The organism is Gemmobacter sp. LW-1 (assembly GCF_001303875.1).
Taxonomy (GTDB): domain Bacteria; phylum Pseudomonadota; class Alphaproteobacteria; order Rhodobacterales; family Rhodobacteraceae; genus Gemmobacter; species Gemmobacter caeni.
Map to the genome: position 1 here is coordinate 19,052 of NZ_LJSC01000070.1, position 15,685 is coordinate 34,736.

Consider the following 15,685-nt stretch of genomic DNA (forward strand, 5'->3'; position numbering starts at 1 on the left):
GTGAAGAACTGGATAATTACTTTTCGATTTCCGGTAGACAGATGCATACCGAGACCGCATTTTATGCTTAAGCCTCAAGGCTTTGCAGAAAAGCCCGGCTATCGGCAAATTCCTGATCACGGCAGGCGGAAAGCCATGCTTTCACTTGGACCGAGGAATGCAAACCATTCGACCAGCCACCAGGGAGGGGACGCCGGTGCCGAAACGAATTCTGATCCTCGGGATCGGCAATGTTCTGTGGGCTGACGAGGGGTTCGGTGTCCGCTGCGTCGAGGAAATGGCCGACAGCCACGCCCTGCCGGAGAATGTGCAACTGCTCGACGGTGGCACGCAGGGGCTGTATCTGTTGCCGTTTCTTGAAAATGTCGACGCGCTGCTGGTGTTTGACGCGATCGACTACGGGCTGCCACCCGGCACGATGAAACTGGTGCGCAATGATGAAGTGCCCGCCTTCATGGGCGCAAAGAAGATGAGCCTGCACCAGACCGGCTTTCAGGATGTCATCGCCACGGCGGCCCTGACGGGATGCCGCCCGCCGGAAATGGCGCTGATCGGCTGCCAGCCGGTCGAGCTGGAGGATTACGGCGGGGGCCTGCGCCCGCTGGTCGCGGCACGCATCCCCGAAGCGCTGGCCATGGCGCGCGTGATCCTGGCCGAATGGGGCGTCGCGGTCGGGCCGGGCCGCACCGAAAGCAACCTGCTGGCCGATCCCTCGATCCGCCGCGACGCTTATGAGGCGGGCCGCCCCTCTGAAGACGAGGCCTGCCGCACGGGCGATGCCCGTTTCTTTCCCGGTGTCGCCTGATGTGCGTGGGCATTCCGGTCCTTCTGGTCGCAATCGACGGCATCGCCGGGCATGCGCTGGACGGCGAGCGGCCCGCGCTGGTCGACCTGTCCCTGCTGCCCGAGGCGCGACCGGGCGACTGGGTGCTGAACTTTCTGGGCACCGCCCATGCCCTTCTGCCCGAGGACGAGGCGCAGAAGATCCGCGCCGCCCTGGCCGGGCTTGCGGCACTCATGCAGGGCCAGGACCCGGGCGATGCCTTCGCCGATCTTGAAAACCGCCTGCCCCAGCTTCCTCCCCATCTTCAGGCCGCGCAGGATGCGGGCCGCAGCACAGGCTGACACCATGCATGACCATGCCCCGCTACAGGATCTGCCCCCGTCCAGCGGTCTTCACCCGCTGATTGCCCGGCTGGAGACGGAGTTCCTGTATCCCCGCCTCGCCTCGGCAGAGGATGTCACCGGCTTTCTGGCACGCCCCGGCCAGCACTGCCTGTTCATTCCGGGCGATCCGCGCCGGAATCTGGAAACGGCGGATGCGGCGGTGATCCTGCCCGAGCTGCGGCTTGCCTTCCAGAATGCCTTTGATTGCGCGGTTGTCGATGAGGCCATCGAAACCGCCTTGCGGGAACAGTATCGCGCCCTGAAGACGCCGGGGCTGCTGTTCTTCCGCGAATCCGGCTTTCTGGGTGCCATCGAGAAGGTCCGTGACTGGTCCGACTATCTCGGGCGCATCACCCATATCCTGTCCCTTCAACCCGCCTGAGGTTCCGATGGTCAGCCCCTTCACCCTTCCCCCCGCCGGTTTCGGCCCCGGATCGCAGCCCGACCCGGATGGCGAACTGCAATACATGGCCATGCCCTCGGGGATGCGCACCTATGCGCCGCATATTCCCGAGGCCGAGGACCAGCAGGCCATGGCCGATGCGCTGGCCATGCTGGCCGAAATGGCCGCCGCCTGCGAACTGGTGGCGCAGGGCGCGGCGCCGGTCAGTTTCGATCTGGCCAGCCTTTCGCCCGGAGCGCGCAAGGTCATGGCTGATGCGCTGGGTCAGGGCGAGGTTTCCATGAAGATCCGCGGCCTGCCTGCGGTCATGGTGCAGGAAAGCGTCTTTGCCGGGGTCTGGATGTGTCTGGCCGCCGGGATGGATCTGGTCGAGGTGGCCCGCGTGCCCGCTCTGGCACTGACGCGGGCCCATATGCCACACCGGCCTGCCATCGGAAGCCTCGCGCGGAAGGGGCCGGGCCTCGCCAACGCCCCTGCGATCCTGACCGAGCTGGTGGAAAAGTCGCGCAGCCACAAGGCCGGAGTGATGGCGCATGTGATCAACCTTTCCCTGCTGCCGCATACACCCGAGGATCTTGACTGGCTGGCCGAGGCGACGGGCGAAGGCGCCGTTACCGTGCTGTCGCGCGGCTATGGCAATTGCCGGGTTACAGCCACCGCCATGCCCTCCGTCTGGAAGGTGCAGTTCTTCAATTCGATGGACACGCTGATCCTCGACACTTTCGAGGTGACCGGGATGCCCGAGGTCGCATTGGCGGCCGATGAAGACCTGCGTGACAGCGCCCTGCGCATCCGCGACGTGATCGAGGCGATCCGATGACGCCGGGGTTCGAGGGCAGCTATCTGGGCGCGACCGACAAGATCAGCCCGCTTGCGATCATGGAATGCAAGATCTGCTGGACCCCCTATGATCCGGCGGAAGGCGACGATACGCGGCAGGTGATGCCCGGCACCGCCTTTGTCGATCTGCCGGAGGACTGGTCCTGCCCCGGTTGTTCTGCCCCGAAAGCCCAGTTTCTGGTGCGCGAAGACCCCGGCGCCGCCTCGGCCCCGGTTCTGGCAGAGATGGAGCGACGCACTCAGGCGCTGGTCGCCGATTTCACAGAAGTCTTTAACGGCAAGATGCGCGATGTTCCGATGGTGAACCATGCGCTGCATGTGCAGGCGGTTGAGTTTCAGCCATATGAGGGCGGCTTTCTGGGTGTGCTGGTTGCCCCGTGGTTCATGAACCTCGTGTTCCTGCCCCCGGCGGATTACCCGTTGCTGCCCGCAACCGGCAAGGAGGTGCTGGTCTTCCCGTCAGGCGAATATGAATTCATCCATAACGCCCGTGAAATGACCGGCCCCTATCTGGCCTGCTCGCTGTTTTCGCCCATGGGCGATTTCACCAGCCAGCTTCAGGCGGTGGATGTTGCGCGCGCGGTGATGGCCGAGCTGTTCCGCCCGGAAAACCGCGCCGAAACCGACCGGGCCGCAGATATCCGCGCGCGGCGCGAGGCAGAACTGGCGCCGCCCGTAGACAGCCTGCCAACGGCAGAAGAGCCGTCGCGCCGGAGGCTCATCACCGGGGGGCTGGGCGGATGACGCTGGCTTCGGTCCTCTTGGGCTTTGGGCCGGACGGACCCGCGCTTCGCACCGGCCAGCGGCTGCCGGTCGAGACGATGGTTCTGGGCAGGCCCGTGCCCGAAGTGGCCGAACTTCTGCCCCGGTTGTTCAACCTGTGCCGGGTGGCGCAGGGCCTTGCGGCGCGGCTGGCGCTGGGTCTTCCGGCGACGGGCGATCTGAGGACCGAAATCATCAGGGATCATGTGATCCGTCTGACGGTGATCCTTCCAAGGGCCTTCGGGCTGACAGCGCCCGCCCTGCCCGCAGATCCGGCAGAGTTGCTGGGCCGGAACGGACTGCCTGCCGACGGGGATCTGTGCCGCTGGGACAGCCCGCTGACACCGCTGGCCTGCCGGATCACGCAGGAATTCGCCCCGGGCATCGCCTGCACCGCCCCCTTGCCGCCGCCGCCGCATCCGCTGGCCGAAGGCGCATATGAGAACTCTGCCGCCGGTCGGCAGGCAGGTGCCCCCACCCTGCGCGCCGTTGAAAGCCGCTACGGACGCGGGCCGCTCTGGCGCTTCGTCGGCTTGCTGGCCGATCTGGAGGCCGCGCTGGCCGACCGGCTGCCTGCGCCGGTCGCGGCCGAGGGCCTTGCCTGTGTTCCTGCCGCGCGCGGCGCCTACGGCCTGCGGCTGAACTCGTGCGAGGGTCGCGTGACCGGCATCGCCCGGCGCACCCCGACCGACCATCTGCTCGCCCCCGGTGGCGCGCTGCTACAGGCGCTGGGTCGCCTGCCCGCAGACCAGCGCCATCTCGCGCCGCGCATCATTGCGCTGCATGATCCCTGCGTGCCGGTGCTGGTCGAGGAGCCGCAGGATGCATGAGATGAGCCTTGTCGAAGGCATCCGCTCCATCGTGGAAGATCAGGCCCGCGCCCATGGCTTTTCGCGCGTCACCCTTCTGCGGCTGGAAATCGGCCGCTTTGCCGGGGTCGAAAAGCCCGCGCTGGCATTCGCCTTTGACGTGGTGATGAAGGGCAGCCCGGCCGAAGGAGCCCGGCTGGAGATCATTGACTTGCCGGGGCAGGCGCTTTGCTATGACTGCATGAAGCTGGTCGAGATTGCCGACAGGCTCGCCCCCTGCCCGCTGTGCGATGGCGGACGGCTGATCCCCGAGGGTGGCGATGAAATGCGGATCAGGAATATGGAGGTGCTGTGATGTGTACGGTTTGCGGATGCGGTGACACGGTGACCGTCGATGGCAGGGAAATGAGCCATGACGAGGCGCACCGGCTGGGCCTTGCGCATTCGCATGGCCCGGTCTTCCGGCCCGCAGCCCCCGCCCTGCCCTTTCCCCATATCCAGGCCACCGCCGACCGCGCGTCCGCACCGTCCCTGGCGGCAGGCCATCATCATTACGGCACCGGCCCGGCCGGGGTGTCAGTTCCGGGGCTGACGCAGGCGCGGCTGATCGAGGTGGAAACCTCGATCCTTGCCAAGAACGATGCCTTTGCCGCCTCGAACCGGCGGGTGCTCGACGCGCTTCGGGTTCTGGCGCTCAATCTCGTCTCCTCGCCCGGCTCGGGCAAAACCACGCTGCTGTGCAAGACCATCGAGGCACTGGGAGACGCCCCTCTGGCCGTGATCGAGGGGGATCAGCAGACCTCGAACGACGCCGACAGGATCCGGGCTACCGGCGCGCGGGCGCTTCAGATCAACACCGGCAAGGGCTGCCATCTGGATGCGCATATGGTCGGCACCGCCATCGACGCGCTGCGCCCCGCCGCCGGGTCATTCCTGTTCATCGAAAATGTCGGAAATCTGGTTTGCCCCGCAGGCTTCGATCTCGGCGAAGATGCCAAGGTCGCCATCCTTTCGGTGACCGAGGGCGAGGATAAGCCGCTGAAATACCCCGATATGTTCAGTGCCGCGCGTCTTGCGATCCTCAACAAGCTGGATCTTGCGCCGCATTGCGACGTTGATCTGGCCGCCTACACCGCCAACCTGCGGCGGGTGAACCCGAATATCGAAATCATCGCCCTGTCTGCCCGCACCGGCGCAGGCATGGCGGAATGGCTTGGCTGGCTGCGGGCACGTCTGGCGGAGAAAGCTGCATGACCAGCCCGCGCCCGACCGTCCTGCTGATCGACGACGAGCCACATTCGCTGTCCTCGATGCGCATGGCGCTGGAGGACGAATTCGATTGCATCGCCGCCGGCAGCGCCGATGAAGCCGTGCAGCGGATGGAAGAGGAATGGGTGCAGGTAGTCATCTGCGATCAGCGGATGCCAGGCAAGACCGGGGTCGCCCTGCTGACCGAATTGCGCGAACGCTGGCCCGATACCGTCCGCATGCTCATCACCGGCTACACCGATCCGGGCGCGATGGCGAGCGCGATCAATGATGCAGGAATTCACCAGTTCCTGACAAAGCCGTGGCATCCGGACCAGCTTCTGATGGCGGCGCGCAACGGGGCGCATCTGTTCCAGCTTGCCCGCGAGAACGAGCGGATGGCGCTGGAGATGCGCTTTCTGGCCTCGTCCGCGCAGACCAAACTGGAAAAGCGCCGTCTGGCCCTGCGTGAGGGTCTGGGATTTGAAACCATCCTTCACAGCCCGCAAAGCCCGATGAAGGGCGTGCTGGCGGCGGCCCGGCATTTCGCCAGTTTCGACGTGCCCGTCCTGCTGACCGGCGAGCCGGGAACCGGGCGGGCGCGGCTGGCGCGCGCCATGCATTTTTCCTCGCTCCGTTCGGACCGGCCGTTCCATGCCCTGAACCTTGCCGGATTGACCGAGGAACTGGCCCTGATCGAACTTTTCGGTGCCAAGCGGGGTATCCTGCCCGGCGGCGTCAACAAGATCGGGCTGGCCCAGAAATGCGACCGGGGCACCCTGTTCATCGAGGGGGTCGAACATGCCTCGCCCGGCCTGCAACTGGCGCTGTGGCGACTGCTGGATGAGGGGAGCTTCACCCCTGTCGGTGGTCAGGAAGTGCAGACTGCCAATCTGCGGCTGTTGCTGGGCGCCGGGGCGGATCTGTTGCGCCGGGTGGCGGACGGCGCCTTCCGGGCTGACCTTTACTATGCGCTTGCGGTGGCGGAACTGGTGATCCCGCCGCTGCGGGCGCGGCGCGGTGACGTGGCGATCCTCGCACAGGCGTTTCTGGATGACCTTTCCGCCCGCCACGGCAAGGCCGCACACGGTTTTTCCCCCGATGCGCTGGAGTTTCTGGAAAACTGGGACTGGCCCGGAAATCTCAAGGAACTGCACAACGAGGTCACACGCATGCTGATCTTCGCACAGGGCCCGATGCTGGGGGCTGAACTCATCAGCCGCGCGATCCTTCAGGCAGCCCCCTCGGATCTTGGCTCCGACCGCAGCGCCGATGCCGCGCTGATGGCGGACGGCACGCTGAAGGATCGGGTGGAATTGATCGAAATGCGCATCCTGCGCGAAACGCTGACCCGCCACCGCTGGAACAAGAGCCGCGCTGCGGTGGAGCTGGGGCTTTCGCGCGTCGGCCTGAGGGCCAAGCTGGACCGCTATGGCATTTCCGACCCGTCGGGCCGCGTGCATGAGGAAGAGGAGGACTGAACGATGTGTCTTGGCATTCCGGGGCGGATCGTCGCGATCACGCATGCGGATCGTCTGATGGCGATGGCCGAGGTTTCGGGCGTGCGGCGCGAGGTGAATGTCGCGCCGGTCGCTGGCAATGACCTTGAGGCGCTGGTCGGGCAATGGGCGCTGATCCATGTCGGCTTCGCCATGGCCCTGATCGACGAGGAGGAGGCCGCGAAAACCTTGCAGGCGCTTCAGGATCTGGGCGAGGCGCAGGAAACGCTGGAACAGATGGCCTCTTCGGCGGAGGCGCTGGCATGAAATTCGCCTCTGAATTCCGCGATCCGGTGGCAGCCCGTGCGCTGCTTTCCGCCATTGCCCGCATGGCCGACCGCATCGGCGCCAGCCGTGACCGGCCCGTACACATCATGGAAATCTGCGGTGGCCACACCCATTCGATTTTCCGCTACGGGCTGGACAAGCTGATCCATGACGGGATCGAGTTCATCCATGGCCCCGGCTGCCCTGTCTGCGTGCTGCCGATGGCGCGTGTCGATGAATGTGTTGAGATTGCCGAACGTCCCGGTGTCATCTTCACCACATTCGGCGATGCCATGCGCGTGCCGGGGCATCGCAAGTCGCTGATGCAGGCGAAATCCGCCGGGGCGGATATCCGCATGGTCTACAGCCCCCTTGATGCGCTGGAACTGGCGCGGCGCAATCCGGGGCGCGAGGTGGTGTTCTTCGGGCTCGGGTTCGAGACAACGACGCCTTCGACCGCGCTGTCGATCCAGCAGGCCGCGCGCGAGGGGCTGACGAATTTCAGCGTCTTCTGCAACCATATCACCGTGCCGGAGCCGATCCGCGCCTTGCTGGACGATGCGGACATGACGCTCGACGGTTTCATCGGGCCGGGGCATGTCTCGATGGTCATTGGCGTCCATCCCTATGATTTCATTGCCCGCGACTATGGCAAGCCGCTGGTCGTCGCAGGGTTCGAGCCGACGGACCTGCTGCAATCGGTTCTCATGGTGCTGACCCAGATCGCCGAAGGCCGTGCTGCGATTGAAAACCAGTATGCGCGGGTGGTGCCGGAACACGGCAATCCAGTATCTCTGGCAGCGATCGCCGATGTCTATGAACGGCGGCCCAGCTTCGAATGGCGCGGTCTGGGCGAGATCGACGCCTCGGGCCTGCGGATCCGGGCGAAATATGCCGCCTTCGACGCGGAAGAGAAATTCGGTATCGGCTATGCCGCCTCCAGCCGCAATGTGCCGGAGATCGAGGGCTGTTGCTGCGGTGCGGTGATGACCGGCAAGATGAAACCGCCGCAATGCCCGCAATTCGGCACCGGCTGCTCCCCGGAAATGCCTCTGGGCGCCCTGATGGTCTCCTCCGAAGGGGCCTGTGCCGCCTACTGGCAATATTCCGGTATCAGGGCAGCAGAATAATGGCCCTGCGCGACACCCATGTGACCATGGCCCATGGCGGCGGCGGTCGGGCCATGCGCGACCTGATCGACGAGGTGTTTACCTCGGTCTTTCAGCCGCCCGGCTCCGAGGATCAGGCCCGGCTGACCGGGACAGCCTTGCAGGAATCCGGCGCGCGGCTGGCTTTCACCACCGACAGTTTCGTCGTCACGCCGCTGGAATTTCCGGGCGGTGACATCGGCAAGCTGGCGGTCTGCGGCACGGTCAATGATCTGGCGGTGGGAGGCGCGAGGCCGCTCTGGCTTTCGGCGGCTTTCATCATCGAGGAAGGCTGCGAAATCGCGCTGTTGCGCCGGATCGTGGCCACCATGGCCGCCGAGGCGGACAAGGCCGGGGTGCGGATCGTGACCGGCGACACCAAGGTGGTGGAGCGCGGCAAGGCAGACGGCGTGTTCATCACCACCGCCGGGGTGGGCGTTATCCCGCCCGGCCGCGATATAGGGGCCGCGCGCATTCGTCCGGGCGATGTGGTCATTGTCAACGGTGTGCTGGGCGATCACGGCGCCGCCATCCTTGCCGCGCGTGGCGATCTGGCGCTGTCCACCGATCTGGCAAGCGATTGCGCCGGGCTCGGCCATCTGATGCAGGCCGCCCTCGCCGCCGCACCGGGGATTTCCGCCGCCCGTGACTGCACGCGCGGCGGGCTGGCTTCGGCGCTGAATGAAATGGCGGCAGAGGCGGGGCTTGCCGTCGAGATACAGGAAACCGCCCTGCCCCTGCGCCCCGAGGTGGTCGGCGTTTGCGAGATTCTCGGGCTGGACCCGCTGTATCTGGCGAACGAGGGACGGCTGGTCCTGTTCTGTCCCGAGGCCGAGGCAACGGCGGCGCTGGCGGCCCTGCGCTCCCTGCCCGAAGGGCGCGACAGCACCGTGATCGGCCGCGCCAGCCAGGGACAGGCCGGGCGCGTGACCTTGCGCACGGCCTTCGGCGGCGCGCGGATCGTCGACATGCTGGTGGGGGAACAACTGCCGAGGATCTGCTGATCCTCATCTGTCCTCCGCTTCCGCAAAAGGGGCGCCCGAGGCGCCCCTTTTCCGTTACCTTGCTACAGGCGCGCTCATATCGCCCAATTGGCAAACCCGATAGACAGCAGAGGCACATAGGTAATCACCATCAGCGCCGCGATCACCACAAGGATCGGCCACAGAAGGCTGCCGAACATGTGCTGCACCGGGATTTTCGCCACCTGCGCGGCGGCGAACAGGTTCACCCCCAGCGGCGGCGTGAACATGCCAAGCGCGAGGTTCACCACGATGACGATACCGAAATGCACCGGATCGATACCGAAGCTCAGCGCGACCGGCGTCAGGATCGGGGCCAGAACCAGAATGGCCGCCGAGGTTTCGATGAACATGCCGACCACGAACAACAGCAGGTTGATGCCCAGCAGGAAGGTGATGTCCGACGAGAACGTTCCCTGCGCCCAGTCACCCACCGCGGTGGGAAGGCCCGAGCGGCTGATCAGGAAGCTGAACAGCGAGGCAGCGGCGATGATGAACATGACCGCCCCCGAGGATCGGGCCGCATCGCGGAACAGGGCAGGCAGCTCGGCCAGCCCGATCTCACGATAGACGAACATCGACAGGACCAGCGCATAGATCACCGAAACCGCGGCGGCCTCGGTCGGGGTGAAGACCCCGCCGTAGATGCCGCCGATAATGATGACCGGCATCATCAGGGCCCCGAAGGCGCGGCGCGTGACCTGCCCCAACGGCGCGCGGCTGTCGCCATCCTCGCGGCCATACCCCTTGAGACGGCACCAGACCTGGACCATGATCACCAGCCCCGCCGCCACCAGAAGGCCCGGCAGCAGACCGGCGAGGAACAGCCGCGTCACCGAGGTTTCGGTCGAAACCGCATAAAGGATCAGCGGTACCGAAGGCGGGATGATCACCCCGAGCTCCGCTGAGGATGCCTGGATGGAGGCAGCCATCGGCACCGGATAGTGATGTCGCACCATTGCCGGGATCAGGATGGAGCCGACCGCGAAGGTCGTCGCCACCGACGAGCCGGAAATCGCGGCGAAAATCATGCAGGTCAGCACGCAGGAGCTCGCCAGCCCGCCCTGCACGCCGCCGACCAGCGCCTTGACGAAATCGACCAGCCGGGCCGAGATGCCACCATGCGTCATGATCACGCCTGCAAGAATGAAAAACGGCACCGCCATCAGCGGAAAGCTGTCCAGCCCGGTGAACATCTTCTGCGGCACCACAAGAAGTGGCATGTTCGAGAAGAAGTGGATCGAGAAGATCGAGGCAAGACCGATCGACACCGCGACGGGCACCGAAAGGGCGAAGAACAGGATCAGGAACGCGGCAAGACCAAGGTTCATTCGTGGATCTCCTCGTCATGCAGGGAGCCGCGCTCGGCATCGCGGTGCCGCAGCAGGACACCTGGAATGGCGCAAAGGGCGCCGAACGGGATGGCCGCGTAAAAGACCGCCATCGAAACATCCAGCATCGCGACCCGCTGGCCCTGCGCCCGCCCGGCCATGAGGATGCCATACCAGACCAGAACACCCAGAAAGATCAGCGTCAGCAGCGTGACCAGCCGGACGACCCAAAGCTGGATCGGTGCGGGCAGCAGCGAACGGATGAAATCAATCGGAATCATGGTCCCGGCCCGGAATGCCGCCCCCGCGACAAGGAAGGTCGACCAGATGATCGCGCCGCGCGCCACCAGTTCGGACCAGACGGCGGCATCGCCCAGGACGAAGCGGGTAACGACCTGAACAAAGACAAGAAGTGTGGCAATCGCCAGCAGCAGGGCTGCGGCATTATGGGTCAGGCGCACGGCAGCCTCGCCCGCAGACGTCAAAGCTTTCAACATTCCTCCTCCCGAGAATGCGCGGCGGCCTGCGCCGCCCTCCCCCCGAACCGTGCGCCGGCGCATCACGGGAATGCGCCGGCCATCGGTTTACTTTTGCGCGTCACGAATGCGCTGGATCAGCTCGGGCGAATATTTCGGCGCATATTCGTCATAGACCGGCTGCACCGCAGCGGCAAACGCCGCCTTGTCGATGTCGGTCACGACCTCCATGCCATTGGCGATCATCTTCTCGACACCGGCGGTCTCGTTCTTCGCCACGGTCGCGCGCGAGGCTTCGGCCGCAGCCTTCGCGGCCTCTTTCATCCAGCCCTGCTCTTCGGGCGACAGCTCGTCCCAGGTGATCTTGGAAATCACCACGGCCGCCGGGGAATAGACATGCCCGGTCAGCGAGGCATATTTCTGGATTTCCCACATGTTATTCGCAGTGATGATCGGCACCGGGTTTTCCTGCCCGTCGATGGTGCCCTGTTGCAGGGAGGTCAGAACCTCGGTCCAGCTCATCGGGGTCGGCGCGGCACCCAGCGCCTTGAAGGCAGCGATATGCACCTCGTTTTCCATCGTGCGCAGCTTGATGCCCTTCAGATCATCCGGGGTGCGGATCGGATGCTTGGAATCGGTGATGTGGCGAAAGCCGTTTTCGGCCCAGGCCAGTCCCACCAGACCTGCGGGTTCGAAATCGGCAAGGATTTCCTGCCCGATCTCGCCGTCCAGCACGGCATGGGCCGAAGCGTAGTCCTTGAACAGGAACGGGAAATCCAGCGCATAGACCTGCGGCACGAAATTCCCGATCGGCCCCGTGGACGAGATGGTCAGCTCGACCGTGCCGATTTGCAGGCCTTCGATCACGTCCCGCTCGCCGCCCAGCGCGCCTGCCGGTTTCAGCGCAATTTCGATATCGCCGCCCGAAAGCTCCTCGATCTTCGTCTTGAACGCCTTGCCCGCGTCGCCGTAATGGCTTTCCAGCGGCGGGGTGAAAGCGAGATTGAAGGTCTTGGCGGTTGCCGGCAGCGCAAAGGCCGAGGCACCGGCCAGCAGCACGGCAAGCGTCGTCAGTCGGGTCATGGTGGTTCCTCCCTGGAATGACCGTTGATTGCGGCGGGGCGCCCCTCGCGCCCCTGCCCGGAATGGGTTCAGGTGATGCGCTTCACGCTGGCCAGAATTTCCTCCGGCTCGAACACGCGCTTCCAGTCATCTTTCATCAGCACCGGAATACCGAATTCGATGGCCTTGTTGCAGGCGTCCGAGAACACGCCCTGCACCTCGTCGAAGATCACCGCGCCGAGGATGTTCATATGGCCCAGCAGGAAGTCGCGGGCACACTCCTGCGAGACGCCGGTCTTGACCACCTCGTCCATCGCCTGACGCATTACAACCAGCAGCGAGGCACAGACGGTTTCCGAAAGGCCCGGCTCCAGATAGGCCATCTGTTCGACCGTGCAGCGATGGGTGCGGTTGACCGGCGCATAGATGGCGCGCGCGATGGAATCGCCCAGCGCATAATGTTCTTCCGGACCCTGCATCAGCGCATTGACCGCGCCCTGCGGCGCGGCGATGCCACCGAAATGGTCATGCAGTTCAGCATCGGTCTTGCCGTAGTTGAAGATAACCGGATGGCAGGGGTGGGTCACGAAATAGGTGATGTCGGCGCGTTCCGGCAGATCGCCCGCGAAGGGCGCCGCCGCGTCCAGCACCACGACCATGGTGCCGGGGTCAAGCTGCGGCACCAGATCCTTCGCCACCTTGCCGATCACCGTATCCGGCACCGCCAGGATCACCACATCGGCGCCTTTGATCGCCACCTCCGGCGCCACCGCCTCGGCCCCGATCTCAGAGCGCAGGCGGTCTTTGCCGATGTCCGAAACCTCGACGCTGCGCACCTCGAAATCGGTCCTGGCCAGATTGCGGCCCAGACGGATGCCCATTTTTCCGCCCGCCCCGAACAAGGCAACTGTCGTCATGATGTTCCTCCCGCTGCGCCAAGCGCATCTTGCATAACTGGTATGATGAGATAATAATATGACGATTAAGTCAATAGCCGCTGTCGCCACCCGGCACACCCCGCGGCAAGGGAGGAAACCGATGTCGGAAGACGTGCTGGACACCGCGCAACAGGCACCCTGGCTGACCTGGTATGGCGACGATTTCACCGGCTCGGCAGCGGTGATGGAGGTGCTGGCCTTCGCGGGCGTACCTGCCGTGCTGTTTTCCGACATCCCGTCAGAAGCGCTACTACGCCGCTTTCCGCATGCGCGCGCCATCGGCATCGCTTCAACCGCGCGGACGGAAAGCCCGGAATGGATGCAGGAAAACCTGCCCGCGCCGTTGGGCTGGCTTCACCGTCTGGGTGCGCCGATCCTGCATTACAAGGCCTGCTCCACCTTCGATTCTTCGCCCGAGACCGGCTCGATCGGGGCGGCGATCGGGGTCGGGCTGTCGGTGCGCCCGGCGGCAGCCGTGCCCATGCTGACCGCCGCGCCACAGATGCGCCGGTATCAGGCGTTCGGCCACCTGTTCGCGGGCACGCTGGACGGGGTGTTCCGGCTGGACCGGCACCCGGTAATGGCACGACATCCGGTCACCCCGATGGCCGAAGCCGATCTGCTGCGCCATCTGGCGGCGCAGACCGATCTGCCTGCGGCGCTGATCGACCTCGAGATGCTGGCCGATGACCCGCAGACCGCGCTGGAGCGCGCGCTCGCCACCGGCGCACGGGTTCTGTCCATCGACGCGATGGCCCCTGATTCGGAGGCCGCCGCCGGGCGACTGATCTGGGAGAACCGCGACCGGCTGGGATTTGCCGTCGGCAGTCAGGGTATCGAGTATGCGCTGGTCCGGCACTGGATTGCCAGCGGCCTCATCACCAGCCCCGCCCCGGTGCCGGGGCTGGCAAAGGTTTCCGCCATCGCGGCGGTTTCCGGTTCTGTTTCCCCCACCACAGCGCGGCAACTGGATCACGCAGCGGCGCAAGGTTTTGAACTGCTGTCCTTCCCCGCCGCCTGCGTCTGTGGACCGGAGGCAGAGGCAGAGGCGCAGATTGCCCGCGTGATCGCCGAAGGCTGTGCCGCTGCCGCACGCGGGGCCAGCCCGCTGGTTCATTCGGCGCGCGGCCCTGACGACCCGACGGTCACGGATTTCCGCGCAGCCCTTTCCGGCGCGTCCCTGTCAATGACCGAAGCCAATGCCCGGATCGGCGATGCGCTTGGCCGCATCCTTGATGGCATCCTGCGCGGATCGGGCCTGCGCCGGGCGGTGATCTCGGGCGGCGACACCTCGGGCTTCGGGATGCGTCGGCTGGGGTTGCAGGCGCTGGAGGCCCGCGCGCCCACCATTCCGGGGGCGGCGATCTGCCAGGGCTATGGCACATCCCAGCATGACGGGCTGGAAATCGCGCTGAAGGGCGGGCAGATGGGGGCAGAAGATTTCTTCGGCTGGGTCCGCGATGGTGGCGGGCCGCGATAAGAGGGCCAAAATCATGCAAGCGACGCCCCCGGGCCAGAAGCTGCAGGCCCTGCTGGGCGGTGGCGCCTTCATCCTGCTGCTGGCGGGAACCAATACCCCCACGCCCCTGCTGCCGGTCTACCGCGAGGTTCTGGGCTTCTCGCCCCTGACCATGACACTGACCTATATCTCTTATGTCGGGGCGCTGGTCGCGGTGCTGTTCGTGGCGGCGAGCCCCGCCATCGCAAGCCGCGCGCCCCTGATGCTGGTGCTGTCACTCGGGCTGGCCTGCGCGGCAGATCTGTTGCTGGGCACCGGACAGGCGCCGGGTATTCTGGCCGGGCGCGCGCTTCAGGGACTGTCAGGCGGGCTTGGCACCGGCGCGGCGGCAGCGGTTGTGGTTGCAGCCATCGGCGCAGGCGGACGGGCACTGTCGGCCACCGGCAATCTGGCCGGGGCGATCCTTGGCACCTCGGCTTCGGAACTGGTGCTGCAACTGACGGGCACGCGCGCCATCACGCTCAGCTTTCACATCCACGCCCTTGCCTGCATCGCGCTGAGCCTGCCGCTGGCCCTGCTGCTGATGCGGCGGCGCGCTCTGAACCGGCAGAGCATCCATACCGGCACGGCAAACCTCGACCCGGTTTCCCCGATCCTGCGCGCGAACTGGCGCCCGCTGCTGACCGGCTGTGTCACCTGGTCCGCGCTGAGTTCGGCCATCGTGTTCCTGCCCAGCTATTTCGCGGATCATGGCATGCCGTTGGTGCAGGCGCTTGGGATTCCGCTGCTGCTGCTGGCCAGCCTGATCGTGCAGCTTGCAAGCCCCCGCATGGCGCGGCTTTGGCCGCAGCTCTCGGGCCTGCTGTCGATTGCGCTTGGTCTGGCCGCTATCCTGATCGCAGCGGCAACCGGGCAGGATCTGCCCGGCCTCGCAGGCTTTGTGCTGATTGGTGCAGGCGCAGGCGGGGCCTACCGGCTGTCGCTGATCCTGCTGACCCAAGGCACCGGCGCCGCCACACAGGGCCGCCTTGCCTCGCTTTACGCTGCAATCACCTACGGTGTGACCGCGTCGGTCGTGCTGCTGGCGGGGGCAGTGGCCCAGCGTGCCGGTCTGGTGCCGGTGACGACCCTTCTGCTGGCCGTCACCCTGCTGGGCTGCCTGGCCGCCCTGCCCCTTGCACCGCGTCTTGGCAGGTCGGGGCCCTGAACCTCAGCGCGCAAACCTCGCCAGCGAAGCCGCAAGTTCGGGGCGGG

At 65.7% G+C, this 15,685-nt stretch carries 18 protein-coding genes and 1 pseudogene; 14 read left to right on the forward strand and 5 right to left on the reverse strand.

The genetic code is table 11. From position 1 onward, the window contains the following. Nucleotides 1-157: 157 nt before the first annotated feature. From AO684_RS20960 to hypE, 12 genes are read left to right on the forward strand one after another with little or no spacing between them, the layout of a single operon-like run. Nucleotides 158-805 carry a HyaD/HybD family hydrogenase maturation endopeptidase gene (locus AO684_RS20960; protein WP_054304680.1) on the forward strand — a complete coding sequence of 216 codons (648 nt, stop codon included), beginning with the start codon at nucleotides 158-160 and terminating at the stop codon, nucleotides 803-805. After that, entirely contained in the window at nucleotides 805-1,125 is a 321-nt protein-coding gene (locus tag AO684_RS20965) for a HypC/HybG/HupF family hydrogenase formation chaperone (protein WP_054304681.1), read from the forward strand. The genes AO684_RS20960 and AO684_RS20965 overlap by 1 nt, the downstream gene beginning before the upstream one ends. A gap of 4 nt (nucleotides 1,126-1,129) precedes the next feature. Continuing rightward, nucleotides 1,130-1,549 carry a hydrogenase accessory protein gene (locus tag AO684_RS20970; protein ID WP_054304699.1) on the forward strand — a complete coding sequence of 140 codons (420 nt, stop codon included), beginning with the start codon at nucleotides 1,130-1,132 and terminating at the stop codon, nucleotides 1,547-1,549. 7 nt (nucleotides 1,550-1,556) lie between these two features. Continuing rightward, nucleotides 1,557-2,390: a hydrogenase expression/formation protein gene (locus AO684_RS20975; protein WP_054304682.1), complete on the forward strand. Its 834-nt coding sequence runs from the start codon at nucleotides 1,557-1,559 to the stop codon at nucleotides 2,388-2,390. Then, nucleotides 2,387-3,154, forward strand: coding sequence for a [NiFe]-hydrogenase assembly chaperone HybE (gene hybE / locus AO684_RS20980; protein WP_054304683.1), 768 nt, complete (start codon nucleotides 2,387-2,389; stop codon nucleotides 3,152-3,154). The genes AO684_RS20975 and hybE overlap by 4 nt, the downstream gene beginning before the upstream one ends. Next, nucleotides 3,151-4,002, forward strand: a complete 852-nt coding sequence (locus AO684_RS20985) for a hypothetical protein (protein WP_054304684.1) — start codon at nucleotides 3,151-3,153, stop codon at nucleotides 4,000-4,002. The genes hybE and AO684_RS20985 overlap by 4 nt, the downstream gene beginning before the upstream one ends. After that, nucleotides 3,995-4,336, forward strand: coding sequence for a hydrogenase maturation nickel metallochaperone HypA (gene hypA / locus AO684_RS20990; protein ID WP_054304685.1), 342 nt, complete (start codon nucleotides 3,995-3,997; stop codon nucleotides 4,334-4,336). The genes AO684_RS20985 and hypA overlap by 8 nt, the downstream gene beginning before the upstream one ends. Next, nucleotides 4,336-5,235, forward strand: coding sequence for a hydrogenase nickel incorporation protein HypB (gene hypB / locus AO684_RS20995; protein ID WP_054304686.1), 900 nt, complete (start codon nucleotides 4,336-4,338; stop codon nucleotides 5,233-5,235). The genes hypA and hypB overlap by 1 nt, the downstream gene beginning before the upstream one ends. Further along, nucleotides 5,232-6,710, forward strand: coding sequence for a sigma-54 dependent transcriptional regulator (locus AO684_RS21000; RefSeq protein ID WP_054304687.1), 1,479 nt, complete (start codon nucleotides 5,232-5,234; stop codon nucleotides 6,708-6,710). Before hypB ends, AO684_RS21000 begins: the two co-directional genes overlap by 4 nt. 3 nt (nucleotides 6,711-6,713) lie before the next feature. Continuing rightward, entirely contained in the window at nucleotides 6,714-6,995 is a 282-nt protein-coding gene (locus AO684_RS21005; protein WP_054304688.1) for a HypC/HybG/HupF family hydrogenase formation chaperone, read from the forward strand. Next, nucleotides 6,992-8,125: a hydrogenase formation protein HypD gene (hypD, locus tag AO684_RS21010; protein WP_054304689.1), complete on the forward strand. Its 1,134-nt coding sequence runs from the start codon at nucleotides 6,992-6,994 to the stop codon at nucleotides 8,123-8,125. Before AO684_RS21005 ends, hypD begins: the two co-directional genes overlap by 4 nt. After that, on the forward strand, nucleotides 8,125-9,147 hold the full coding sequence (hypE, locus tag AO684_RS21015; protein WP_054304690.1) for a hydrogenase expression/formation protein HypE: 1,023 nt from the start codon (nucleotides 8,125-8,127) through the stop codon (nucleotides 9,145-9,147). The genes hypD and hypE overlap by 1 nt, the downstream gene beginning before the upstream one ends. 74 nt (nucleotides 9,148-9,221) lie before the next feature. Here hypE and AO684_RS21020 read toward each other — a convergent pair whose 3' ends face one another. The 4 genes from AO684_RS21020 to AO684_RS21035 all read right to left on the reverse strand — a co-directional run bounded on the left by AO684_RS21020 (nucleotide 9,222) and on the right by AO684_RS21035 (nucleotide 12,951). Beyond that, nucleotides 9,222-10,496 (reverse strand): TRAP transporter large permease, encoded by a 1,275-nt coding sequence (locus AO684_RS21020; RefSeq protein ID WP_054304691.1) that lies wholly within the window; start codon nucleotides 10,494-10,496, stop codon nucleotides 9,222-9,224. Beyond that, nucleotides 10,493-10,993: a TRAP transporter small permease gene (locus AO684_RS21025; protein ID WP_054304692.1), complete on the reverse strand. Its 501-nt coding sequence runs from the start codon at nucleotides 10,991-10,993 to the stop codon at nucleotides 10,493-10,495. The genes AO684_RS21020 and AO684_RS21025 overlap by 4 nt, the downstream gene beginning before the upstream one ends. An 87-nt stretch (nucleotides 10,994-11,080) precedes the next feature. Then, nucleotides 11,081-12,055: a TRAP transporter substrate-binding protein gene (locus AO684_RS21030; protein WP_054304693.1), complete on the reverse strand. Its 975-nt coding sequence runs from the start codon at nucleotides 12,053-12,055 to the stop codon at nucleotides 11,081-11,083. Between the two features lie 68 nt (nucleotides 12,056-12,123). Further along, a complete protein-coding gene (locus AO684_RS21035) occupies nucleotides 12,124-12,951 on the reverse strand; it encodes a phosphogluconate dehydrogenase C-terminal domain-containing protein (protein ID WP_054304694.1) in 828 nt (275 codons plus the stop codon). Nucleotides 12,952-13,072: 121 nt separating this feature from the next. On the opposite strand from AO684_RS21035, the gene AO684_RS21040 reads away from it, so the two are divergent. Beyond that, a complete protein-coding gene (locus AO684_RS21040) occupies nucleotides 13,073-14,452 on the forward strand; it encodes a four-carbon acid sugar kinase family protein (RefSeq protein WP_054304695.1) in 1,380 nt (459 codons plus the stop codon). 13 nt (nucleotides 14,453-14,465) lie between these two features. Next, the gene (locus AO684_RS21045; RefSeq protein WP_161806041.1) at nucleotides 14,466-15,638 is read left to right on the forward strand and encodes an MFS transporter; all 1,173 of its coding nucleotides are present in this window, start codon (nucleotides 14,466-14,468) and stop codon (nucleotides 15,636-15,638) included. Between the two features lie 3 nt (nucleotides 15,639-15,641). On the opposite strand, the pseudogene AO684_RS22640 reads toward AO684_RS21045, so the two are convergent. Then, a pseudogene (locus tag AO684_RS22640) lies at nucleotides 15,642-15,685 on the reverse strand (hypothetical protein); the annotation flags it as partial.